Origin of the sequence: Novosphingobium barchaimii LL02, from assembly GCF_001046635.1 — a bacterium.
Lineage (GTDB): Bacteria > Pseudomonadota > Alphaproteobacteria > Sphingomonadales > Sphingomonadaceae > Novosphingobium > Novosphingobium barchaimii.
The window spans coordinates 332835-355269 of the sequence record NZ_KQ130456.1; the positions used below are offsets into that span (position 1 = coordinate 332835).

General features: G+C 64.0%; 28 protein-coding genes. 11 read left to right on the forward strand and 17 right to left on the reverse strand.

Going from position 1 to position 22435, the window contains the following annotated elements:
* Positions 1-2: 2 nt before the first annotated feature.
* On the forward strand, positions 3-719 hold the full coding sequence (locus V474_RS18320; RefSeq protein WP_059152836.1) for a GIN domain-containing protein: 717 nt from the start codon (positions 3-5) through the stop codon (positions 717-719).
* Between the two features lie 121 nt (positions 720-840).
* Here the strand turns inward: V474_RS18320 and V474_RS18325 are convergent, their stop codons facing one another.
* The 3 genes from V474_RS18325 to V474_RS18335 are packed head-to-tail and all read right to left on the reverse strand — an operon-like array spanning position 841 to position 2906.
* The gene (locus V474_RS18325) at positions 841-1728 is read right to left on the reverse strand and encodes a metallophosphoesterase family protein (RefSeq protein WP_236711323.1); all 888 of its coding nucleotides are present in this window, start codon (positions 1726-1728) and stop codon (positions 841-843) included.
* Entirely contained in the window at positions 1728-2600 is an 873-nt protein-coding gene (locus V474_RS18330) for a diacylglycerol/lipid kinase family protein (protein WP_059152837.1), read from the reverse strand. The genes V474_RS18325 and V474_RS18330 overlap by 1 nt, the downstream gene beginning before the upstream one ends.
* Before the next feature lie 36 nt (positions 2601-2636).
* Positions 2637-2906 (reverse strand): hypothetical protein, encoded by a 270-nt coding sequence (locus tag V474_RS18335; protein ID WP_059152965.1) that lies wholly within the window; start codon positions 2904-2906, stop codon positions 2637-2639.
* Positions 2907-3147: 241 nt separating this feature from the next.
* Here V474_RS18335 and V474_RS18340 point away from each other — a divergent pair, with 241 nt between their 5' ends.
* A complete protein-coding gene (locus V474_RS18340) occupies positions 3148-3462 on the forward strand; it encodes a UrcA family protein (RefSeq protein ID WP_059152838.1) in 315 nt (104 codons plus the stop codon).
* 197 nt (positions 3463-3659) lie between these two features.
* Here the strand turns inward: V474_RS18340 and V474_RS18345 are convergent, their stop codons facing one another.
* The 6 genes from V474_RS18345 to V474_RS18370 form a co-directional block, all read right to left on the reverse strand.
* The gene (locus V474_RS18345; RefSeq protein WP_059152839.1) at positions 3660-4442 is read right to left on the reverse strand and encodes a LytR/AlgR family response regulator transcription factor; all 783 of its coding nucleotides are present in this window, start codon (positions 4440-4442) and stop codon (positions 3660-3662) included.
* Positions 4435-5769 (reverse strand): sensor histidine kinase, encoded by a 1335-nt coding sequence (locus V474_RS18350; protein ID WP_059152840.1) that lies wholly within the window; start codon positions 5767-5769, stop codon positions 4435-4437. The genes V474_RS18345 and V474_RS18350 overlap by 8 nt, the downstream gene beginning before the upstream one ends.
* 134 nt (positions 5770-5903) lie before the next feature.
* A complete protein-coding gene (locus tag V474_RS18355) occupies positions 5904-6356 on the reverse strand; it encodes a MaoC family dehydratase (protein ID WP_059152841.1) in 453 nt (150 codons plus the stop codon).
* A gap of 74 nt (positions 6357-6430) precedes the next feature.
* The gene (locus V474_RS18360; RefSeq protein WP_059152842.1) at positions 6431-8278 is read right to left on the reverse strand and encodes an acetyl/propionyl/methylcrotonyl-CoA carboxylase subunit alpha; all 1848 of its coding nucleotides are present in this window, start codon (positions 8276-8278) and stop codon (positions 6431-6433) included.
* On the reverse strand, positions 8275-8586 hold the full coding sequence (locus V474_RS18365) for a DUF3088 family protein (RefSeq protein ID WP_059152966.1): 312 nt from the start codon (positions 8584-8586) through the stop codon (positions 8275-8277). Before V474_RS18365 ends, V474_RS18360 begins: the two co-directional genes overlap by 4 nt.
* A gap of 5 nt (positions 8587-8591) precedes the next feature.
* Positions 8592-10193 carry a carboxyl transferase domain-containing protein gene (locus V474_RS18370; RefSeq protein WP_059152843.1) on the reverse strand — a complete coding sequence of 534 codons (1602 nt, stop codon included), beginning with the start codon at positions 10191-10193 and terminating at the stop codon, positions 8592-8594.
* A 121-nt stretch (positions 10194-10314) separates the two neighbouring features.
* Between V474_RS18370 and V474_RS18375 the strand changes: the two genes are divergently transcribed.
* Complete coding sequence (locus tag V474_RS18375; RefSeq protein WP_059152844.1) at positions 10315-11187, forward strand: LysR family transcriptional regulator; 873 nt, start codon at positions 10315-10317, stop codon at positions 11185-11187.
* A 149-nt stretch (positions 11188-11336) separates the two neighbouring features.
* On the opposite strand, the gene V474_RS18380 is transcribed toward V474_RS18375, so the two are convergent.
* Complete coding sequence (locus V474_RS18380) at positions 11337-12860, reverse strand: fumarate hydratase (RefSeq protein WP_059152967.1); 1524 nt, start codon at positions 12858-12860, stop codon at positions 11337-11339.
* Positions 12861-13083: 223 nt separating this feature from the next.
* Here V474_RS18380 and V474_RS18385 point away from each other — a divergent pair, with 223 nt between their 5' ends.
* From V474_RS18385 to V474_RS18405, 5 genes are all read left to right on the forward strand, one after another.
* Positions 13084-13692 carry a protein-L-isoaspartate O-methyltransferase family protein gene (locus V474_RS18385; RefSeq protein WP_059152845.1) on the forward strand — a complete coding sequence of 203 codons (609 nt, stop codon included), beginning with the start codon at positions 13084-13086 and terminating at the stop codon, positions 13690-13692.
* A 2-nt stretch (positions 13693-13694) separates the two neighbouring features.
* The gene (locus V474_RS18390) at positions 13695-15158 is read left to right on the forward strand and encodes a TolC family outer membrane protein (RefSeq protein WP_059152846.1); all 1464 of its coding nucleotides are present in this window, start codon (positions 13695-13697) and stop codon (positions 15156-15158) included.
* A 121-nt stretch (positions 15159-15279) separates the two neighbouring features.
* Complete coding sequence (locus V474_RS18395) at positions 15280-15738, forward strand: DUF2497 domain-containing protein (protein ID WP_059152847.1); 459 nt, start codon at positions 15280-15282, stop codon at positions 15736-15738.
* Positions 15739-15803: 65 nt separating this feature from the next.
* A complete protein-coding gene (locus V474_RS18400) occupies positions 15804-16235 on the forward strand; it encodes an acyl-CoA thioesterase (RefSeq protein WP_059152848.1) in 432 nt (143 codons plus the stop codon).
* Positions 16232-16630 carry a (2Fe-2S) ferredoxin domain-containing protein gene (locus V474_RS18405; RefSeq protein ID WP_236711324.1) on the forward strand — a complete coding sequence of 133 codons (399 nt, stop codon included), beginning with the start codon at positions 16232-16234 and terminating at the stop codon, positions 16628-16630. The genes V474_RS18400 and V474_RS18405 overlap by 4 nt, the downstream gene beginning before the upstream one ends.
* A 6-nt stretch (positions 16631-16636) precedes the next feature.
* Here V474_RS18405 and V474_RS18410 read toward each other — a convergent pair whose 3' ends face one another.
* A complete protein-coding gene (locus V474_RS18410) occupies positions 16637-16933 on the reverse strand; it encodes a hypothetical protein (protein ID WP_059152850.1) in 297 nt (98 codons plus the stop codon).
* 132 nt (positions 16934-17065) lie between these two features.
* Between V474_RS18410 and V474_RS18415 the strand changes: the two genes are divergently transcribed.
* From V474_RS18415 to xth, 3 genes are all read left to right on the forward strand, one after another.
* Positions 17066-17491, forward strand: coding sequence for a CBS domain-containing protein (locus V474_RS18415; RefSeq protein ID WP_059152851.1), 426 nt, complete (start codon positions 17066-17068; stop codon positions 17489-17491).
* A 91-nt stretch (positions 17492-17582) separates the two neighbouring features.
* Complete coding sequence (locus V474_RS18420) at positions 17583-17915, forward strand: HesB/IscA family protein (RefSeq protein WP_043974583.1); 333 nt, start codon at positions 17583-17585, stop codon at positions 17913-17915.
* Positions 17912-18685 carry an exodeoxyribonuclease III gene (gene xth, locus V474_RS18425; RefSeq protein ID WP_059152852.1) on the forward strand — a complete coding sequence of 258 codons (774 nt, stop codon included), beginning with the start codon at positions 17912-17914 and terminating at the stop codon, positions 18683-18685. Before V474_RS18420 ends, xth begins: the two co-directional genes overlap by 4 nt.
* Before the next feature lie 154 nt (positions 18686-18839).
* On the opposite strand, the gene V474_RS18430 is transcribed toward xth, so the two are convergent.
* From V474_RS18430 to dnaQ, 6 genes are all read right to left on the reverse strand, one after another.
* Entirely contained in the window at positions 18840-19472 is a 633-nt protein-coding gene (locus V474_RS18430) for a cell wall hydrolase (RefSeq protein WP_059152853.1), read from the reverse strand.
* A gap of 198 nt (positions 19473-19670) precedes the next feature.
* A complete protein-coding gene (locus V474_RS18435) occupies positions 19671-19997 on the reverse strand; it encodes a DUF1491 family protein (protein ID WP_059152854.1) in 327 nt (108 codons plus the stop codon).
* 4 nt (positions 19998-20001) lie between these two features.
* Positions 20002-20508, reverse strand: coding sequence for a PaaI family thioesterase (locus V474_RS18440; RefSeq protein ID WP_059152855.1), 507 nt, complete (start codon positions 20506-20508; stop codon positions 20002-20004).
* On the reverse strand, positions 20498-20959 hold the full coding sequence (locus V474_RS18445; RefSeq protein WP_059152856.1) for a PTS sugar transporter subunit IIA: 462 nt from the start codon (positions 20957-20959) through the stop codon (positions 20498-20500). The genes V474_RS18440 and V474_RS18445 overlap by 11 nt, the downstream gene beginning before the upstream one ends.
* 147 nt (positions 20960-21106) lie before the next feature.
* Positions 21107-21676, reverse strand: a complete 570-nt coding sequence (gene hpf / locus V474_RS18450; protein WP_059152857.1) for a ribosome hibernation-promoting factor, HPF/YfiA family — start codon at positions 21674-21676, stop codon at positions 21107-21109.
* 23 nt (positions 21677-21699) lie between these two features.
* A complete protein-coding gene (gene dnaQ / locus V474_RS18455) occupies positions 21700-22383 on the reverse strand; it encodes a DNA polymerase III subunit epsilon (protein WP_059152858.1) in 684 nt (227 codons plus the stop codon).
* Positions 22384-22435 lie beyond the last annotated feature (52 nt).

The window sequence follows — 22435 nt, forward strand, 5'->3', positions numbered from 1 at the left end:
ACATGCTCAGGAAACTGCTCATCGTATTCGCCAGCGGCGTGATCCTTTCGATCGTCGCCTTCAGCGCGGCCTGGATCGTCGGCGGAGATAAGCTGCGCCAGGAATTCAACAACGGCCACGGCTGGTACATGAACTTCGACGACGAAGACCATGACCACAAGGGACCGCGCAAGACCCGCAGCTTCGCCATCCAGTCCGGCAGCCAGATCGCCATGGAAATCCCCGTGGAACTCGTATTCACACGCGGAGAAAAAGCAGGAATGACCGTGGAAGGCCCCGCTGATGTCGTAGACCGTCTGGTCTGGCAGGGGGGGCACCTTTCGGTCACCGGATCGAAGTCGATCCACCACGGCGTCAAGGTGCGCATCACTGCACCCGAGATCGCCGGACTGGACCTCGACGCCCCCGGCGACGTGACGCTCAACGGCCTCGATCAGGAAGAACTGCGCCTCAACTCGCGCGGCGCGATCGACCTGGAAGCCTCGGGCAAGGTGAACCGCATGTTCGTCAATTCCGCAGGTGCAGGCGACATCGACCTCGGCAAGGTCCAGGGCCGCGACGCCACCATCCGCATCGACGGCGTGGGCGACGTGACCATCGGCGCCACCGGCACTGTCGACGTCGAAATCAACGGCGCAGGCAATGTCACGCTGATCCGCAAGCCCGCCACCCTGCGCAGCCGCATGCACGGGATCGGCGATATCGACCACGACTACTGAGGTAACTTTCGGGAGGAGAGCGAAGGGCCGCGCTGTCGAAAGACAGTGCGGTCTTTTGCTGTGCTTCGGGAAGAAAAGGGCAAGTAAGACCGGGGGCGGTGGCCCAGGTCTTACCTCAAGCTCAATGCACCGGCGGATCGACCGGCGGCACTGCACCGACCGGAGAAACCGGCTCCTGGGGAGTGCGCGGCGGCAGGGCGTTCTCCGGGACCTCGTCAATCTGCATGTCGCGCGTCGCCACCTGTTCGAGATTGCGTGCAGTGACGCGGATCTCGTCCCCGTCGATCACGATTTCGTTGAAACTGGGCGGGGTCGAGCGAATGCGCATCGACAGCGTACCCGCGCCGATCATTCGCAGCGGGCCTGCGGGCGTTGCCTTGGTCAGATCGAAGGGGTCGTGGATGTGACCCGAAAGCACGCCCATCACGCCGCGGCTGGCGAGCGTTTCCATCGTGCGGGTGCCGTTGATCGTCAGCAGTTTGCCATCGCGTTCGCGCCGTTCGGTCAGCGGGTGGTGGCACGCGATCAGGATGCGCGTGCCTTTCGGCAGTTCGTCGATCGCCGCCAGCGTCTGGGCCAGCGCTTCCTGCGTCACCCAGCCGTTTGACCAGGGGAAACGCTGCCACTGTGCGCGAGTGGTGGTACGAAGCGGCACGATCGCCAGGTTGGGCAGATCGAGCCGACTTTCCACCATGCGCTCGATCGCCTTGAACCGCTTATACGGCGCAAAGAAGCGTTCGTAGAGGTTGAAATAAGGAATGTCATGGTTGCCGACTTCGACCGTGACCGGCACGTCCAGCGCTGTGATCCATTCGCAGGCGGCGCGGAATTCAGGGTGCCGGGCGCGCATGGTCAGATCGCCGGTAATGGCGACGGCGTGCGGCTTTTCGCGTTCTATGCACTCCTTGGCCCAAGCGATCGCGCGGGTATCTTCCAGCCCGAAGTGGATGTCGCTCAGATGGAACAACCGCAGCGGGCCGCTGTGCATCGAGGCGGACTTTCCGTGCATTATCCGTCTAACTCCTTCGTCGTCACCAGGTCGACCTCGCAAGCGCCTAGTTCGAAAATTTCTTCGGCCGCGCCATCGAACGGTTCGCCATCGATGAGCAGGCCCATCGGTTCACCCGTCGGGCTAAGCAGCCGCAACCGTTCGTGGCGGCCCAGTTCGTCATGCGGGCCGTTTCGAAAGTCCCGGTTGAGCAGAGCGATGCCCTGTCCCGCATAATCGGCCAGCGATTCGGCATAGTATCCGTTAGCCTTGAGGCCGTCTTCCCGCGGGACCACCGTAATCGCGGCATAGCCGTCCTCGCGGCCGCAGTCGACCTCGGCGCAGACCACGCGGGGACCATTCGCGGACTCGGCGATCGCCTCGCGCGCGGTGGCGATGAAATCCAGGACGTTGGCGCTGCGCATCGCCTCGCGCACTTCGTTCCAGACCGTGCCGGGCCCCGCAAGCGCCCCGGTCAGGCCGATACCGTGCCGCGAACGGATGACGTTGGGGCGTGTAGTGCTTGGCTTTTTACCCCTAAGCCGCGCAACGATATCCGGGGCAGGGGCATCGCCGTGCATGCGCTTGGCGAGCAGGTTCATCGTGCCGCCGGGCAGGACGAGGACCGCGCCGCGCCAGCCATAGGCAGCAGCAACGATGGAGTGGGTCGTGCCATCGCCGCCAAACACGGCAAGAATATCCACGCCGGCAGCATCGAGATCGGCGGGCTTTGGGGCGGCATCATCCGGGAAACGGACTACTCGGGCCAGATCGAGCCCGGCATCGGCGATGGCGCTCGCCAATGCCTCCACCGCCGCCTCGTCATTGCTGCCGCTGGCCGGGTTGCATACCAGCCAGACCTTGGCCGCCGTATCGCTGCTTGCTTGTTCCATGCCCGCAATAGTCCTCGAAACGCCGGGGGGTTCCCGTCAAAGGCGCCCGCTGAAGATCAGCCAGGCGGAAACACTGTGTAGCCCCGTGTAAAAGGCATAAGTCCAGGTCCACCCATCCCATCCGTGCCCGGCCATGATCATCGCGCCCACCAGCATCACGAACTCGACCACCAGGCTTAGTCGTCCGGCAAGCGGCCGGAAGAACCACGGAATCTGGGCCAGCATCTGATGGCCGCTATCTATCACCGCCTTGTGCGCGGCGAAGTTGAGAACCCCGAAGCAAAATACGAACAGAAGCGGCAACATCGGACGCGATCCTATCTCGCGGCGCACGAATCGCAAAGTGCAGGGGTTGGATGCGCGCATCCTTGTTGCAAGTCGTTCGTCGACTACAGATGTCGCTGATCATGCGGCCGATGCCTTCGTCGACCTGGCATGGCGGGCAGTCGACCCCCGCGTGATCGGGGCCGGGTTCGGGTGCACATCACACTCATCGAGCCGGACGGAGAGTTTCTTCCCCAAGGCTCACTTTGAGGAGGAAAACACCATGATCAAGACCAACGCCATTATCGTCGCCGCCCTTTGCACCGTCGGCCTGTTCTCCGCTCCGGCCGCCTTCGCCAAGTCCACCGAGGTAACTTTCAAGGACCTCGACCTGGCGACAAGCGACGGCCAGCAACAGTTGCAGACCCGCATCGAGAAGGCCGCACGCAACGTATGCCGCATCGAGCGCCCCACCACCGGCACCCACATTCACGAGAACGTCGACCGCAAGTGCTACAAGCAGGCGCTTGCCCAGGTTCGCCAGCGCGTCGCCACCGTGATCGACACCGCATCGAACGACACCCGTCTCGGCGGCTGACCCCGGCCCAGGCCAACCCCTTCCATCCAGGTCCCATAAGAAGAAAAGACCCGGACAACGCCTGGCGGGCCCTAGTGGCCCGCCATTTCTTTTTCGGTGAGGGAGGGGCGGGCCCTAGTGGCCCGCCATTTCTTTTTCGGTGAGGGAGGGGCGGGCCCAGTGGCCCACGATTTGTGGTCCGGTCAGAGCGGCAAGCCCTAACGGCCCGCCATCTTCTTCACCGCCGGAAGGTATGTGCGTCCAATCCGCAGCGCTTCGCCGTCCGCCGTTTCCGCCGACCATACACCAAGCCCTTCGTGGCGAAGCCCCGAGACGTGACTGCGCTGCACAATGCAGCTGCGGTGGATGCGAATAAACAGGTTGGGATCAAGGCGTTCCTCCAGACTGGTGATGGTCTGGAGCAGTAGATAGCTCTGCCCCCCTGCGTTTTGGCCTCCCGCAGCCTGGCCGCCCACATGGAGCCGCACGTAATCGCGCTCGGCATCGATGCGGTGCACCTCGGCCGCCGCCACACGCACCAGTTCGGAGCGGTGTGGCACCCAGAATTCGTCCAGCCAGCGACTAGCCGGCGGCTGCGCGCGTTCGCCACGCCGCGCCACCACGCGCACGACGGCGCGCTGCAGCCGATCCGGCGCCACAGGCTTGAGCACATAGTCCACGGCATCGAGATCGAACGCCTCGACCGCAAATTCATCGTGGGCGGTGACGAAGATCACTGCCGGAGCGTTGGCCTGTCCGCCCAATTGCCGCGCCACCGTCAGCCCGTCGGTTTCAGGCATCGTCAGATCGAGCAGGACGAGATCCGGGCCCAGCGCCTCGATCAGTCGCAGGGCGGCCTGGCCGTCGCTGGCGGTGCCGATTACCGTGATTCCCTCGATCCGCGAACAGATCACCTGCATGCGCTCCACCGCCAGCGGCTCATCGTCGACGATGAGCGTACGCAGCGGCGGGGAAGGGGGGGCGCCGTCAGTCTCAGCCACGCCCGTTCTCCGCAAGACCCAGTTCCAGCGCGCCAGTGTGCAGGGGAAGCCGCAGGATCGTTGCGTAACCGCCGTTGCCCTGCTTGCCGTTCACGATGGTGGCGCTATCGCCGTAGCGGGTCCGCAATCGGTCGCGCACATTGACTAGGCCGATGCCGCAGCCCTGCGCCTTGTTGGCAAGTGGCTCGCCCGGGCCGTCGTCGTGGACGGCGATCACCAGTTGACCGCCTTCGCGGCGGGCCTCGATGGATATGGTGACCGGCCGCTGCGTAGCGGCAACGGCATATTTCACGGAATTTTCGACAAGGGGCTGCAAAATCATGCCCGGGACTTTCGCATCGAGGACAGCGTCGTCAACATCGATGTTCGCCAGCAATCGATTGGGAAAGCGAATGGCCTCGATCGCGAAGTACAGGCGTTGCAGCTCGATCTCGTCTTCCAACGAAATATCGTTGGTCGTGTCGCCCGACAAAGTACGCCGATAGAACGTCGAAAGCGTCTGGATCATCTCCTCGGCATCGTCCTGTCGCCCTGTCATGACCAGAGCCGACAACGAATTGAGCGTATTGAACAGGAAGTGCGGATTGACCTGATAGCGCAGCGAGCGCAGTTCGGCCGCCTCGGCCGCACGCCGATATTCCCCCTCGCGCCGCTCCGCCCCGCGGGCTTCCTCGGCCTTGGCGAGCGCGAAATAGAGTGCGACCCAGGCCAGCACCAGAAAGTAGCGGCCGAACGCAGTGTCGGCGATGGCCGCCCAGCGCCCCAGGCCTTCGCCCAGCGCCTCACCGGTGTTGATGGTGATGCCCGAGCTGCTCGTCGTCTCGCTGCGGGAAGCAGGGGCCGCGGGCACGCTCTCGGTCGCGGCCTCTCCGGGCTGAGGCGGAGCGGGCGGGGCAGGCGGCTCGATCTTGGGCAGGTCAACCAGGATATTGCCGGCCTCATCGCGCGAAATGCGCACGTTGCCCGATTTGATCGCGGCCGCGTCCTCCTCGTCGCCATAAGCGGCCGGCATGTCGATATCGGCAAAGATGACGTCGTTGATGACGCTCAGCGCCAGCGACAGCGGCAAGGCGCCCACCAGTACGATACCGAGGCGCATCCCCCCGGACTTGCGGTCGAGCAGTTGCAACAGCGGCCATACCGCCGCCATCACCAGCATCGACACGATACAGATCGTCAGCCTGCGCGAGATGATCGGCCAGGCGAGGTCGAACCCCATGACCGCACCGCGCAAGGTCGCGACGATGAAATAACAGGCCCATAGCGCGGCAAGCGAAAGCAGGACGAGCCGCGCGGGAACACGAGGGTTGGAAAGGTCAGGCGCCATTATCTTGACGAATAGCGCGAAACGGGCGGACCGCGCCAGTTCGCCGATCGGTGGCAGTCAGCAGTTCGTCGAGCAGGACAGGGGGCGGAATGTTCCACGTGGAGCATTCGCCGTTCCCCCCCCGCCGCCTGCTTCTACCCGTCCTTCTTCTTCAGCAGCACTGTGCGCAGCATCGACAGGGCAATTTCCCCGCGCTGGTTGGTCAATTCGTGCTTGAATACGACGATGCCCTGGCCAGGCCGCGACTTGCTTTCGCGCATCTCCACCACTTCGCTCGAACAGGTGACGGTATCGCCTATGAAGGTCGGCTTTGGCGTGACCACTTTGTCGAAACCCAGATTGGCCACCAGCGTGCCGACCGTCGTATCCGCGATCGACAGCCCTACCGCTAGACTGAAGGTAAAGGTCGAATTGACCAGGATTTGTCCGAACTCGCTGGCCTTGGCCGTTTCAGCATCAAGGTGGAGCGGCTGCATGTTGTGCGTCATTGCCGAAAACAGCAGGTTGTCGGTTTCGGTTACGGTGCGGCTGGGTTGGTGGGTGATCCGTGTCCCCACCTGCCATTCGTCGAAAAAGCGTCCGGGCACGTCTGTTCATTCCTTCTGGTAGTGTCCCCGCCGAGCCCCAGCATCGGCGAAGAACGAAACATCATCGCGCCATGTCAGTGCGCCGCGGCTTCCTCGATCTTTGCGAGCAGGGCCTCGACCTGCACCTGCTGGCCTGCCGAAGCGCCCAGTTCCGCGACGATACCGTCGAACGGAGCGGTCAGCGTGTGCTCCATCTTCATGGCTTCCAGCGTGAGCAGCTTCTGCCCCTTGGTCACCGCCTGTCCCTGCGTCACTTCCACCGCGATGACCTTGCCCGGCATCGGCGCCAGGATCGCGCCCGATCCCGCCGCAGCGCCGTGCGATCCGTTGCGCCGCCAAGGGGACAGCAGCCAGGCCTGCCCCTGTTCGGTCACCAGTACACCCGGCACAGGCTCGTCGCTGCCGTGCGCGTCGATCTCTATCTCGATCTTCTCGCCATCCAGAAGGAACCATGCGGAGCGCACCGGCGCAGCGTTGAGGCGCAGGCCCTGTGCCAGCGCGGCCGGGACCAGCGACCGCGCGGCAATACGCAGGGATTCGGCGGAAGGCACAGGTGGCCGGGCCAGCGCCTCGCCGTCGCGGCCGATCAGGCCGGTATCGACGTTGCCCGCAGCAAAATCGGGATGCTGCAGCGCCTTCACAAGAAACGAGGCGTTGGTCCTGACTGGCCAGACGGCGGTATCGTCCAGCATTTCACCAAGGTGCGTCCGGGCTTCCTCGCGGTCCTCGCCCCAGGCGATCACCTTGGCGATCATCGGGTCGTAGAAGGGGGAAACTTCCCCGCCTTCGTAAACGCCGGTATCGATGCGGCCACACTCGGCCTCGCCGAACTGGAGGAGTTCCAGCCGGCCGATGCTGGGCAGGAAGCCCTTCGCGGGGTCTTCGGCATAGAGGCGCGCTTCCATCGCCCAGCCGTCGATCGTCAGGTCATGCTGCGCGCAGGGGAGCGGCTCGCCGCTGGCGACGCGCAGCTGCCATTCGACCAGATCGACGCCGGTGATCGCCTCGGTGACGGGGTGCTCCACCTGCAGGCGGGTGTTCATTTCCATGAACCAGATGCGGTCCGCACTCAGCGCACCGGAGCCATCGGCGATGAACTCGATGGTGCCCGCGCCCACGTAATCAACGGCCTTTGCCGCACGCACCGCCGCGCCGCAAAGCGCCTCGCGCGTGGCGGCGTCCATGCCGGGAGCAGGCGCTTCCTCGATCACCTTCTGGTGGCGGCGCTGGAGCGAGCAGTCGCGCTCGAACAAGTGGACGACATTGCCGTGCCTGTCGCCGAACACCTGCACTTCGATGTGGCGGGGAGAGGCGATGTACTTTTCGATCAGTACATGGTCGTTACCGAACGAAGCCGCCGCCTCGCGCTTGCACGAGGCGAGCGCATCGGCGAAATCGGCCGGGGCCTCGACCAGCCGCATACCCTTGCCGCCGCCGCCGGCGACCGCCTTGATAAGCACCGGATACCCGATCTTCGCAGCCTCTGCGCCAAGAAATTCGGGGGCCTGCTCCGCGCCCATGTAGCCGGGCGTCACCGGCACGCCGGCCGCAGCCATCAGCGTCTTGGCGGCATCCTTGAGCCCCATCGCGGTGATCGAGCCAGGATTCGGCCCGACCCAGACGATCCCGGCGTCGATCACGGCCTGCGCGAACTCGGCGTTCTCGGAAAGGAAACCATAGCCGGGGTGAATGGCCTCGGCCCCCGTCTCCTTCGCGGCGGCGAGGATCTTTTCGCCCACCAGATAGCTCTCGCGCGTGGGCGAGGACCCAATGTGAACCGCCTCGTCGGCCTGCCGCACGTGCAGGGCCTGCGCATCGGCATCGGAATAGACCGCAATTGTGCGGATACCCATTTCGCGAGCGGTGCGGATGATGCGGCAGGCGATCTCGCCGCGATTGGCGATGAGGAGGGACGTGATCATGGGTGACGCTCCGGAAATCCGTGGCGGGTGTGCAGCGCGGCCAGCAGCGCCTCGATTTCGTTGACGAAGCCGCCCTCGGCGAAAGCCAGAGAGGGCAGGTTCTGGTTGTCCTCGCCCAATGCAGCCACGACAGCGGTGCGCGGGCGGGGCCAGGGAACGCGCACAAGCTCGATATTGGCGGCGCGTTTGGGGAACAGCGCCAGCAATCCCTCCACCGTCACGCAATCCTTGCAGTAGAACCGGCGAGGCGCGAAATCGGGATCGGGGTAGTCGAGGTCGAGAACGAACAGTCGGTCTTTCACGGCCATCTCCATCACATCCTGAACACGCCGAACTGGGGCCTGTCGGCAATCGGCGCCTCAAGACAGGCCGACAGCGCCAGCCCCAGCACGTCCCGCGTCTGGACCGGGTCGATCACGCCGTCGTCCCACAGGCGGGCAGTGGCGTAATAGGGGTTGCCCTCATCCTCGTACTTCTGGCGGATCGGCGCCTTGAAGGCTTCGGCGTCCTCGGGCGTCCATTTGGCGGCATCGCGGTGGACGGTCGCCAGCACGCTTGCCGCCTGTTCGCCGCCCATCACCGAAATGCGCGCGTTGGGCCAGGTGAAAAGAAAGCGCGGGTCGTAGGCGCGCCCGCACATGCCGTAGTTGCCCGCGCCGAACGAACCGCCGATCAGCACCGTCAGCTTGGGCACCTGCGCGGTGGCGACGGCTGTGACCAGCTTGGCGCCGTGTTTGGCGATACCTTCCGTCTCGTATTTCCCGCCGACCATGAAGCCGGAAATGTTCTGCAAAAACAGCAGCGGAATACCGCGCTGGCAGGCCAGTTCGATGAAGTGCGCCCCCTTCTGCGCGCTCTCCGAAAACAGCACCCCGTTGTTGGCAAGGATCGCCACCGGAATCCCATGGATATGCGCAAAACCGCAGACCAGCGTGGCGCCGTAAAGCGCCTTGAATTCATGGAATTCGCTGGCGTCGACGATGCGGGCGATCACCTCGTGCACGTCGTACGGCGCGCGCACGTCCTCGGGCACGATGGAATACAGCTCCTCCGCCGCATATTTCGGCGGCCGCGCATTGCGCACGTCCAACTGGTGGCGATGCGCCGGGCCGAGATGGCTGACTATGTCGCGCACGATAGTCAGTGCATGCTCGTCGTCCTCGGCGAGGTGGTCGGTGACGCCGGACTTGCGGCTATGCAGGTCGCCGCCGCCGAGATCCTCGGCACTGATGATCTCGCCCGTCGCGGCCTGCACCAGCGGCGGCCCGGCGAGGAAGATCGTGCCCTGCTCCTTAACGATCACGCTCTCGTCGCTCATGGCGGGGACATAGGCGCCGCCGGCCGTGCAACTGCCCATGACACTGGCGATCTGCGGGATGCCCGCGGCGCTCATCTGCGCCTGGTTGAAGAAGAAACGGCCGAAATGGTCGCGGTCGGGAAAGACTTCCGCCTGGTTGGGCAGGTTCGCGCCGCCGCTGTCGACAAGATAGACGCAGGGCAGGCGGTTGGCCGCGGCGATTTCCTGCGCGCGTATGTGTTTCTTGACGGTCAGAGGAAAGTACGTGCCGCCCTTCACCGTCGCGTCGTTGGCGAAGATCATGCACTGGCGCCCCGAAACCCGCCCGATCCCGGCGATCAGCCCCGCGCCCGGCACTTCGTCGCCGTAAAGGCCGTTGGCGGCAAGCTGGCCGATCTCGAGAAAGGCGGAGCCTGCATCCAGCAGCCGCTCCACCCGGTCACGCGGAAGCAGCTTTCCGCGCGACAGGTGCCTTTCGCGCGAACGCTCGTCCCCGCCTAGCGCGGCTACCGCAACCCGCGCACGAAGCTCACTGGCGAGCGCGCGGTTGTGGGCATCACGCGCCTTGGCCTCGGGACTGTCGAGGTTGATCTGGGTCTGCAGGACCGGCGCGCTCATGCATCTTCCTTCTCACTCCGGGCGGCGCGAAAGGCCACCTCTGGATTTGCGACGTCTATCTAACCCAGCTGCAACGCGGGCGAAAATTGAAAGTTTCCGCGTCTTGGCATAGACACTGTCTATGATCGACCAGTACCTTCTGCGTTATTTCCTGGCCGTGGCGGAAACCGGCAGCTTCAGCCGCGCTGCCAAACGGGTGAGCGTTACGCAGCCCACACTGTCCTCCGGCATCGCCAAGCTGGAGCGCGAACTGGGCGCGCGCCTGTTCGACCGGGACCGCCAGGGCGTGGCCCTGACCCCCGCAGGCAGCCGTTTTCTGGTGCGGGCAAGGCGCATCGCGGCGGAATACGAACACGCGCTGGTCGAACTGAGCGAGGTTACCGACCCCACCCTTCTGCGTATCGGCGTCCTGAACACCATCCCGGCCCGCTTCGTGGAAGACTGGCTCACCCGCCACCGCGCGCAGGGTTCAGGCGAAGCGCTGGAGATCCTTGACGGCACCGAACGTGACATTGCCGAACGCCTGGAGCGCGGCCGCATAGACATCGCCCTCACGGTAATCCGCCCGCATCACGCTCGCTTCCATCCTGAGGTTCTCGCCCGCGAACGCTACATGATGGTGCTGCCCCCGGCGCACCCGCTTGCCGGCGAAAGCGAGGTGCAGGCCGAAGACCTCGCGCGTAACCGTATGGCCCTGCGCCGTCATTGCGAAGCGCTGCCGGAGATCAACCGTTTCTTCGTGGAACGCGGCGTGCGCCCCCGCTTCGTCCTCAAGACCACCAGCGATGAACGCGTACTGGCGGTGGTGCGTAGCGGTGCCGGGATCGGCATGATGCCCGAATGCTTCGCCGCTGGGCCCGAGCGGTTCGTGCCGGTGCGGGACTTCGAACTGGCGCGGGAGGTGGGGTTACTGCACGCAGGCCAAGAGGCCGCAGCGCAGGGGCTTTCCAGTCCGTTCGTCGGGCTTTTGAAAGAGCATTATCGAAAAGGGTAGAAGACCTGGGGCCATCGCCCCAGACCCCTTTTATGTGGAGGTTGCACGAGCAGCTCCGGCACCGCGCACACTTCATTGCATATAGCCTGCCGGCGGCAGGGGGCGCACGTCCTAGCTGCGCCCCCTACGCTTCCCCTTCACCGTATTCTTCAGTTCGCCAGCAGATGTTCTTCCGCGATCTTCGCCTTCCACTGCTGCGGGGCGAGGGTGTGGACGTTGGCCCCTTCGCTGTCGACCGCGACCGTCACCGGCATGTCCTGCACGGTAAACTCGTAGATCGCCTCCATCCCAAGGTCCGCGAAGCCCACGACCCTCGATTCCTTGATCGCGCGGGCAACGAGGTATGCCGCGCCCCCGACGGCCATCAGATAGGCCGACTTGTGATTGGCGATCGACTGCGTGGCGGCCGGTCCGCGCTCCGACTTGCCGACACTGGCGAGCAAGCCAAGGTCGAGCATCGTATCGGAGAACTTGTCCATGCGCGTCGCGGTGGTCGGACCTGCGGGGCCGACGACCTCGTCGCCAACCGGGTCGACCGGGCCGACGTAGTAGATCACCCGTCCCTTGAAATCGACGGGCAGTTCCTCGCCCTTCGCCAGCATGTCGGCAATGCGCTTGTGCGCGGCATCGCGGCCAGTCAGCATCTTGCCGTTGAGGAGGAGGCGGTCGCCCTGCTTCCAGCTCTGCACTTCTTCCGGGGTCAGCGTGTCGAGGTTGACCTTCTTCGCTTCCTTGCTGGGCGCCCAGTGGACCTTGGGCCATTCGTCGAGGTTGGGGGTTTCCAGGAAGCTCGGCCCCGAACCGTCAAGGGTGAAGTGCGCGTGCCGGGTCGCGGCGCAGTTGGGGATCATCGCGACGGGCTTGCCGGCAGCGTGGCACGGCCAGTCAAGGATCTTGACGTCGAGGATAGTGGCAAGGCCACCCAGGCCCTGCGCGCCGATGCCCAGTGCGTTGACCTTGTCGAAGATTTCGATGCGCAGCGCTTCGATATCGTTCTGGGGGCCGCGCAGCTTGAGCTGGGCCATGTCGATCGGCTCCATCAGGCTCTGCTTGGCCAGCTTGACGCAGTGTTCGGCGGTGCCGCCGATGCCGATGCCCAGCATGCCCGGCGGACACCAGCCGGCCCCCATCTGCGGCAGCATCTCTACCACCCAGTCAACAATGGAATCGCTGGGATTCATCATCTTGAACTTGGACTTGTTCTCGGACCCGCCGCCCTTGGCCGCGACGTCTACCGAAATCTTAGACCCCGGCACCATCTCCACCGAGAGCACGCAGGGCGTGTTGTCCTTGGTGTTGCGGCGGGTAAAGGCGGGGTCGGCCAGCACCGAGGCGCGCAGCTTGTTTTCCGGGTGGTTGTAGGCGCGGCGCACGCCTTCATCGACCACGTCCTGGAGCGACTTGTCGGATTCGAGGCGGCAGTTCTGGCCCCACTCGATGAAGACGTTGACGATGCCGGTGTCCTGACAGATCGGCCGGTGGCCTTCCGCGCACATGCGGCTGTTGGTCAGTATCTGCGCGATGGCATCCTTGGCGGCCGGGCCGACTTCTGCGTCGTAGGCATCGCCCAAGGCGCGAATATAATCCATCGGGTGATAATAGCTGATGTATTGCAGCGCGTCGGCGACGGAATCGATCAGGTCGTCTTCGCGGATGGTTACCATATCTGTCATGGAATTTTCGCTCCCGGTTCTGGCGGATAACGTGAATTTTCCGGTGCCATAGGCCGCGAGGGGCCTATCGTCAAAGTGCTTGATCTGATCGACCGGCGTATACGCAAATGGCTTGGCCTGACCGGCGGCTTCGCCTAGAAGCGCCCTATTAGTGCCGTCTTCGCAAGGCTTCGTTGCCCCACGCGCCAGCCGGACCTGCGAACGAATTAGGGAAATGCACCTGATGACCTTGACCGAGGAACGGTCGGCACCGACCGGCGCCGCCATCTCCGTAGCGCGCCGCGCGATGATTTCCAGCCAGCTGCGTACCAGCGGCGTGAACGAGCCCTGGGTGCTCGAAGCCATGGCCGGGATCGCGCGTGAGGACTTCGTGCCTGCCTCCATGCGGGATGCCGCCTATATCGACCGTGCGATCCCGCTGGGCGAAGGCCGCTTCCTGGCCGCCCCGCTGGTCCACGGCCGGATGCTGGCCGAAGCGGAACCTGCCAAGACCGACAAGGTCCTGCTGGTCGGTGACGGCGAAGGCTATCTCGCGGCGTTGCTGCGTCCGCTGGCCGGTTCGCTCGACGCCGTTGCTCCGGCCGATGCCGGGAATGCCGGTGAGGGCGGTTACTCGCTCGTCATCGTCGACGGCGCGGCCGAAGTCCTGCCCGAAGCCCTGGGGGCGCGGCTCGTCGACGGTGGCCGGATCGTCACCGGCCTGGTGGAACGCGGCGTCACCCGCCTTGCCGCCGGCCGCAAGGCTGCCGGCGCGGTTTCGCTGCTGCCGTTGGCCGAAATAGGCATTCCGCTACTGACGGAGTTTGCAGCGCCCAAACGCTGGAGCTTCTGAGCATGGCCCGGTTCGCAAAGCGTGCCGGGCTGCTCGCAGGGGGATGTCTGATACTGACGACCGGCTCACCTGTGTGGGCGGATACCCTTCGCGACGCGCTGGTCACTGCATATCGGTCCAACCCCACGCTCGAATCGGCACGCGCCCAGCAGCGCGCCAATGACGAGAACGTCCCCATTGCGCGCGCCGCCGGCTTGCCATCGGCCAGCGCGAACGGGACCTACACGGAATTCCTGAAACAGAGCGAGAATTCGTTCAACGCGCCTTCGCGCACCGTGAACGCGGGCGCGGACCTGGGCGTGCCGATCTATTCCGGCGGCGCGGTGAAGAACCGGGTCAAGGCTGCCAAGATTCGCGTTGAAGCCGGCCAGGCCGACCTGCGCGGGACCGAAAGCTCGCTTTTCTCCTCCGTGGTCGCCGCCTACATGGACGTAATCCGCACCGAGGCGATCGTCGGGCTGAACCGCAAGAACGTCAGCGTGCTGCAGACCAATCTTCAGGCCACCGGCGACCGTTTCGAGATCGGCAACCTTACCCGCACCGACGTCGCCCAATCGCAGTCACGCCTTGCCGTCGCGCAAAGCGACCTGCGCACCGCGGAGGCGAACCTCGCCGCGGCGCGCGAAACCTATATCCGCCTCGTCGGTACAGCGCCCCAGGCACTCGAAGCCCCGCCGCCGCTCCCCAACCTTCCCGCAACCGCCGATGACGCGGCTGCCATCGCGCTCGATTCCAATCCGGACCTGATTGGCGCTCGCGAACGCACCAAGGCGGCGGACAAGGACATCGACGTGGCAGGGGCAGGGCGCCTTCCCACTGTCCGGCTGTTCGCGCAGGGCACCTACAACAACTATCTGGGCACGCTGGCACGCGGCGTTGCCAACTCCACCGTATCGCAAAGCGATAGCTCGGCGCAGGCTGGCGCTCAGCTTTCGATTCCGATCTTCCAGGGCGGTCTTCCCGCCGCGCAGCGCCGGCAGGCGACAGCCACCGCCTCTGCTGCGCTGGAGCAGGAGATCGCCACCGAACGCGACGTCATCGCCCAGGTGCGGTCCGCCTATACCTCCTATATCGCCTCGAACGACCTGATCCGCTCGTCGCAGGTGGCCGTGGATGCGACCGCGCTGAGCCTCGAAGGCGTGAAGGCGGAGAATTCGGTCGGCAACCGCACGATCCTCGACATCCTCAACGCCGAACAGGAACTGCTCAACGCGCAGGTCCAGTTGGTGACCGCCCGGCGCAACGCCTATGTCGCCGGCTTTACCCTGCTGGCCGCGATGGGCCGGGGCGAAGCGCGCGACCTCAACCTCGATGGCGGCGCGCTTTACGACCCGGACCTCAACTACCGCCGCGTACGCAGCAGGTTCAACGACTGGGACAACGATCCTGCCCCGGTCGCCCGCTCCACCCGTACCACCGGCACCCCGGTGCAGGATGGCGAAATCCCGGGATCGCAGGAACCTTAAAGCCGTATTCAGGAAAAAGGCCTGATTCAGCAAAAAGGCTTGTGCGCGCCGGGTTTTCGTAGGAAATCCAGTCTACTGAAATCAATCGGCGCGCCCGCGCGCCAATGGGGGCGAATTCGCAATGCGGCAAAACGGTGAACCTTCGGTCGAGGAGATTCTCCAGTCGATCAAGCAGGTCATCGCGCGCGATACCCTTGCCGATCCGCGTCCTGCCCGTCCCTTGCGTGATAACGCAATCGAAGCCCTCCTCGGGTCCGCCCCCTTCACGGACGATGAGGACGTGCTGGAACTGCAGGAAGCCGCACAGCTGCCTTCACAGGCCCCGGAAGACAGTGAAGAATCTCCGCTGCTCCAGCCCGATGCGCGCAATTCCATGCGCGAATCGCTGGCCGCGCTCGCCATGCTGTCCGAACCCGGCGCCCAGCCGCAAATCGTCCGCTCCGGCGAAACCTCGCTCGAAGCCCTGACCCGCGAACTTCTGCGTCCGGCGCTGGCCGAATGGCTGGACAAAAACCTGCCTCCGATGGTCGAACGCCTCGTGGCCGCTGAAATCGCGCGGATCGTCGGCAAAAAGGGCTGATCGGGGTCGCGCTCAATTAGGGGCAGGGCTGGACCTTGGCCCCCGCGCCCCCTACCTTTCAGCGTATGCCCAAGCCCGATCCCGCGCTGCTCGATCCCGCGCGCTACCCGTTCTCCTGCACTATTGAGCCGCGCTTTGGCGATCTCGATATCAACCTGCACATCAACAACGTGGCGATGGCCGGTCTTCTCGAAGACGGCCGCGTGCGATTCCACCGTGCCAGCGGATACCGCGATGCGCTGAGCGGCCAGTCTTCGATGATCGCCAGCATCGCCATCGAATATCTGGGGGAGGGCCATTATCCTGATTCGGTGACAATCCACAGCGCGGTGGAAGATATCGGCCGCTCCAGCCACCGCCTCGTCCAGTTGCTCATGCAGGACGAACGTGTGGTCGCCTTTGCCCGTAGCGTCATGGTCATTGTCGGCAAGAACGGACCCGTTCCGCTCCCCGGCTCCTTCGCAGACCAGATAGACCAATGGAGGTTGAGGCCGTGAGCACCCACGCTGCAGGACACCGCGAGATCGAAAAAGCGCAAAATGCGCTGGCCAAGACCGGCGGCGACAGCATCGAACGCCACATCTTCATCTGCGCCGAACCGCAGAAGGGCGAGTGCTGCTCACCCGAGGCTGGTCAGACTGCGTGGAAGTACCTGAAGAAGCGTTTGAAACAGCTAGGCCTCGACGGCCCCAAGTCGGGCACCGGGGGCGGCGTGGCCCGAACCAAGGCAGATTGCCTCCGCATCTGTTTCGCGGGCCCGGTCGCGGTCGTATGGCCCGACGGCGTCTGGTATCACTCGTGCAACGAGGAAGCGCTGGAAAAGATCATCCAGCAGCACCTCATCGGCGGCCAGCCGGTGGAGGAATATCGTCTGCACCCGAAGCCAGGCTGACAAGCCCTACTCTCCGGCATTATCGTCCTCCAGCGGATCGACCACCGCCTCGTCGTGGCCACTTCCGCTCGACAGGAATACCAGCCCCATCAGCGCCGAGGCCAGCAGCATCGTGAAGCCCACTCCCAGCGCCGCCGCGATATAGAAATGTACCGAGACCATCCCGTTCGACCGATAGAGCAGAATCGCCGAACCCGCGACAAGGCCCACGGTAATGGTCATCATCCAGCCCATTATGCGCCGGTAACGCGCCCAGGCATAGGCAGCCCTGGCCGGATCGTCGAGAGGAGAGCGCCGTGTCATGCCGCCCCATCTGGCCCCGCCGCAGCGCGCCCGCAAGCAAATCATGGCTGGCGGCGGCGCCGGCCTGTGATACTCTTACCCCGGGGCAATCGGTAAAAACAGGGGCCCCTTGCAGATAGGGAGCGCAAGACGATGACCATTGGTCGTATTATCGAAGGCCGCACCGATGTCGTTACCTGCGACATCACCACCACGGTGCGCGAAGCCGTGGCGATTCTCGCAGAGCGGCGGATCGGCGCCGTTCCGGTGATGGAGAACGGCGAGATCGTCGGCATTTTCTCGGAACGCGATGTGATCTACCGGCTCAGCGAGATCGGCGCCGGCGTTCTGGACATGCCGCTGGGCCACATCATGACCGCCTCGCCGGTAACGGTGGAAACTGATACCTCGGTAATCGCGGCGCTGTCGCTGATGACCCGCCGCCGCATCCGCCATCTTCCGGTGCTGAGCGGCACGGACATGATCGGTTTCGTCTCGATCGGCGATCTGGTGAAACACCGGATCGACATGATCGAGCACGAAGCCGCCGCTATGCGGGACTATATCCAGACGGCCTGAATCGCCCGATTTCACGGCGTCTGATTGCGCGCCGTCTATATTGCCCCGGCCGCTGCTTGCCGCAGGGGCTGTGCGCGCCTACATCGTTGGCATGGAACAGCACAGCCTGACACTCAGCCCCTCGGCGGCCGCGCGCGTTGCCGCGATCGCCAGCAAGCAGGGCAAGCCCGCCATCCTGCGCCTCGCCGTAGAAGGCGGCGGCTGCTCGGGCTTCCAGTATAAATTCGGCCTCGCCGATGCCCCGGAAGGCGACGATAGCGTCACCGAAACGGACGGCGTGCGCCTGGTCGTCGATGCTGTAAGCCTCGACCTTGTCGCGGGTTGCGTCGTCGATTTCGTCGAGTCGCTGGGCGGCGCGGCCTTTAAGGTCGAAAATCCCAATGCAGCGGCAGGCTGCGGCTGCGGGTCCAGCTTCTCGGTATGAGAATCTCGACGTACAATATTAACGGGGTCAAGGCGCGCCTGCCCCGCCTGCTCGAATGGCTTGAAGAAACCCGTCCCGCTGTCGCCTGCCTGCAGGAGATCAAGACGCAGGACGAAGGCTTCCCGATGGCCGAGTTCGAGAAGCTGGGATACAAAGGCATCTGGCACGGCCAGAAGGGCTTCAACGGCGTCGCCATCCTGGCCGACGGCGAAGCCCCGGTAGAAATTCAGCGCGGCCTTGAGGGAGAGCCTGAGGACGAACATTCCCGCTACCTCGAAGCGGACGTGTTCGGGGTGCGCGTCGTTTGCATTTACCTGCCCAATGGCAATCCGCTGCCTGGCCCCAAGTTCGACTACAAGTTGCGCTGGATGGAGCGCCTGCGCCGCCGCATGGACGCGATCAAAGCCGAGGAAGTGCCCGCGATCGTGACTGGCGACTACAACGTCATCCCCACCGACCGCGACATCTGGGCCCCGCCGGCAATGGCCGCAGACGCCCTGATGCAGCCGCAATCGCGCGATGCGTATTTTCGGCTGCTCGGCGATGGGTGGACGGACGCTCTGGCCACCCACAACCCGCGCGGCGGGGTGTGGACGTACTGGGACTATCAGGCAGGCGCCTGGCAGCGCGACCACGGCTTTCGCATCGACCACTCGCTGCTCTCGCCGGAACTGGCCGACCGGCTTGTGGCCTGCGGCGTAGACAAGGAACATCGCGGTCGGGAAAAGGCCAGCGATCATGCTCCGGTCTGGGTCGAACTTCGCCAGTAATTCGAAAGGAAAGGGTCTAGCTCCGACCCATTCACGCGCCGTAGCCTGTCAAGCCCGGCTCAAGTTGCAAGCGCTTGCGAAGCCGCTCGCGTGACCTCTGCATCGAAGGGGTCTGGGGCAATGGCCCCAGGTCTTCCTTTAAGCCGCCAACAAGTCAGCGATAGAAAACGTGATTGTCGACCCGGGCCAAGCGGGTCAGGCGCCAATTGGGCGAAACCCGCGTTGCGTGGAAGAACAGGGCGCCCTTTGCCGGGCTTTTCCAGGTGCCTTCGTCAGCGATCTGCGCCACGGCGACGGCTTCGCGCCAACTCATCGAGCCTTCGCGCACGGACGGCATAGAACGGCCGCGCACGAACGAGAACTGCGAGGGCTGATACACTACGCCGCAATAGCTGGTTGGGAAACGGCCCGACTTCGAGCGATTGACGATCACGCGGCCCACGGCCAGTTGGCCTTCGAGTGTTTCGCCGCGTGCTTCGAAGTAGATCGCGCCGGCGAGGCAACGCATTTCGTTCGACATGTCATCCGGCATCGACTGCTGCGATACCAGTTCTCGAAGCGAATCTGCGTCGGGAGAAATCTCGGTCCCGTCTGTCTCCTCGACGCCGTCTTCGGCGGGGAGGGCCTGGACCATAGGCCGGGAAACGAATTCCACGGCGGGCTTCTGTTCAGTCAGAATCGGAATCAAGTCCGATGCAGCTGCGCCCGAGCCCTGGGCGCTCAACAGTGCGGTCAAAACCGTTGCGGCCAGCGCCATGACGCCCGCCCACTCAACCTTGGTTCGCATTTAATCATATCAACGGCGGTGAACCGGTCCGACACAGGCTGGAACGAAATGCCGTATTCGGGCGTTCTGATTCCGTTGAGCCTGCCGACGATTCCCCGTCTGCGTGCTAGCCGGGCGACCGAAGTGTCGCCCATGCCGCTTTCGCGTTTGCGAGGGCGGCCATTAACTTGCATGGCGTGCAAGTCAACCTTGTTCGACCTACGCGCCGATGAAGCGTTCGCCCTTCGCGACATCAAGTTCCAGGATCCATAAATCGGGGTCCTGTGCCCTCCGCCGGTCCAGGTAGTCCTGAAAGGCGAAAGGGTCCCGCGAATCGTGGGTACGGGAGCAGCGCCATGGGCGAGTCCCGTCCAGTTCCGGCATCCGTTCGAACAGGCGGGGCGCTGCGCCGTTGTGGGCAAGGACGACAAGAATCGTCCCGGCGTCGCGCTCACCCTTTGCCAGAACCGCTGCGAACCCGCCTTCGGCGTTTACCTGGCGGATCAAAGCGGCGACTTCGAGGTGGGCGGGAAGCCGCGCGTCCATCGGCTCAGGCCGAAACCGGTGGGATCGAATATCCCGGCAGGCTGGACAGCGCGATCCGCGAACGCATGAACGTGCCGGTGCCGCGACCACATTCGTCTCCGTCCTCGTCGACCAACCAGGATTCGGCCACCAGCACCCGGCGGCGGCCGCTGACCCAGCGGCCTTCAGCCACGATGCGCCCGCCCTTTATGGGTTTGCTAAGGTGCATGTTGAACGAGGTGGTTAGGAGGAAACGATCGGTGACATGAGTGTTTGCGGCATAGAAGGCCGCATCGTCGAGCATTTTGAAGTAGATTGTGCCATGCGCCGCGCCAGCGGCGTGGAAGCTGCCGGGTTCGACCAGGAAAACGATGCGCGAACGGCCCTCACCAGTGATTTCCAGTGAGGATCGGAACATATGGTTGATCGGCGCAGAGGCATAGAGGCTTTCGAGAGCCCGCCAGTGCAATCCCGCGCCGGCAGTCCCCGGAATATCTTCAGGGCTACCGGGAGCCGTCAGGTCATGCGGCATCGCGGTCGATGACATTGCTAAGGAGGCCGTATAGCGCCTCGGGGCCGGGGGCGGCCATCAGGGCCTCGCGCATACGTTCGTCCCGCATCATGCGCGAGATCGCCGCCAAGGCGTGGAGGTGCGTGGCACCGGCGCCCTCAGGCGATAGCAGTCCGAACACAAGGTCTACCGGCATACCATCGGCGGAGTCGAACTCGACCGGGGATTCCAAGCGTATGAATGCGGCAACCGGACGGCCCAGTCCCGGCATACGGGCATGCGGGATGGCGATACGACGCCCAAAGCCGGTGCTGCCCAACTGTTCACGCTCGGTGACGCGCGCCAGCACGGCCTTATGGTCAAGACCATAAACCGCCGCGAACTGCGCCGCGAGCCTATCCAAAATTACGGTCTTGCTGTCCGCGGCAGCCGTAATCACGGCGTCGGGAAGCAATGCAAAAAGCCCACTCATTTCGATTCTGATACTAGCGTTCGACCGGTTTCCAAAGCCTCATACCCCTAAAAACCCCCGGCGAACCGGGGGTTTTTCTTCTTCTCCTCAGAGATCAGAAGCGGTTACGCCAAAAAGACGCAAATCCTGGGCACCAATCCTGGAGCCTCAATGTGGTTCGACCCAGCCAATCGAACCGTCGCCACGGCGGTAGACCATATTATGGCGTCCCGTTCCAGCATTTTTGAAGAACAACGCTGTAGTATTACGCAAGTCGAGCATCATTACCGCATCGGAAACGGTTGCTTCAGGAACATCGACACGTGTTTCCGCAATGACGATCGGTGCGTCAGGTTCGACGTCGCCATCCTCCGCGGCCTGCGATTCCTCGAAAATGATGTAGGCGGCTTCCTCGACCGCAGCCGTGTGTGCAGCCTGCTCGTGGCGATCCTTGAGGCGGCGCTTGTAGCGGCGAAGCTGCTTGTCGATCTTTTCGGCCGACTGGTCGAACGAGATGTGCGCGTCCTGCGCGCTGCCCGTACCCTTGAGGACGAGGTTCTGCATCACATGCATGATGATGTCACAGCGGAAGGCGCCCGCGGGGGCCTTGCTGAAAGTGACGTGCGAGGACAGCGCCCGGCTGAAATACTTCTCGATGATCGCCGTAAGCCGTTCGTTGGCGTGGACCTGAAGGGCCTCGCCGGTTTCGACCTGGTGACCGGAGACGCGGATATCCATGGGCGTATTCTCCTTTTTAGAGTTCAGGCACCCCAGAGTGGGGTATCGACCGACTTGAGAAACCCTGCGTGAGCAATGAGTTCCTCCTCGGAAGCCGCGTGGGGACGCGGCTGACGGAATATACGGTCCTTCGTGTTGAGAACCTTGATTTCCGTCACGATCTTGGTGGTTTCGGCGACGAGCTCGAGGCCGATCTGGCGGCCTCCGCGAAGCTCGACGTAAACTTGGGCCAGCAGTTCGGCATCGAGCAGCGCGCCGTGCTTGGTGCGGTGGCTACGGTCGATCCCGTAGCGCGAACAGAGCGCATCGAGCGACAGCTTCGCGCCAGGATGGCGCACCTTGGCCAGCGCCACGGTATCGACCATCCGGTCACGGCTGACGATGGGCATGCTGCACAGCGCCAGTTCGGCATTGATGAAGTTGAAGTCGAAATTGGCGTTGTGCGCGATCATCGGGCTGTCCCCGATGAAATCGAGGAAATCCTGTGCCGAATCTGCGAACAGCGGCTTGTCGGCCAGGAAGGCGTCGGACAGTCCGTGGACCGCCTCGGCTTCTGCCGGCATCAAACGCTGGGGGTTGAAATAGGCGTGGAAGGTCTTGTCCGTAACCACGCGATTGATCATTTCGATGCAGCCGATCTCCACCATTCGATCCCCGTTTTTCGGGTCAAATCCGGTCGTTTCGGTATCGAAGATGATCTCTCTCATCCCTCTCCATATCTGCCTCGTCTCACCCGAGCGCAAGGGCCTGAGGGGGATT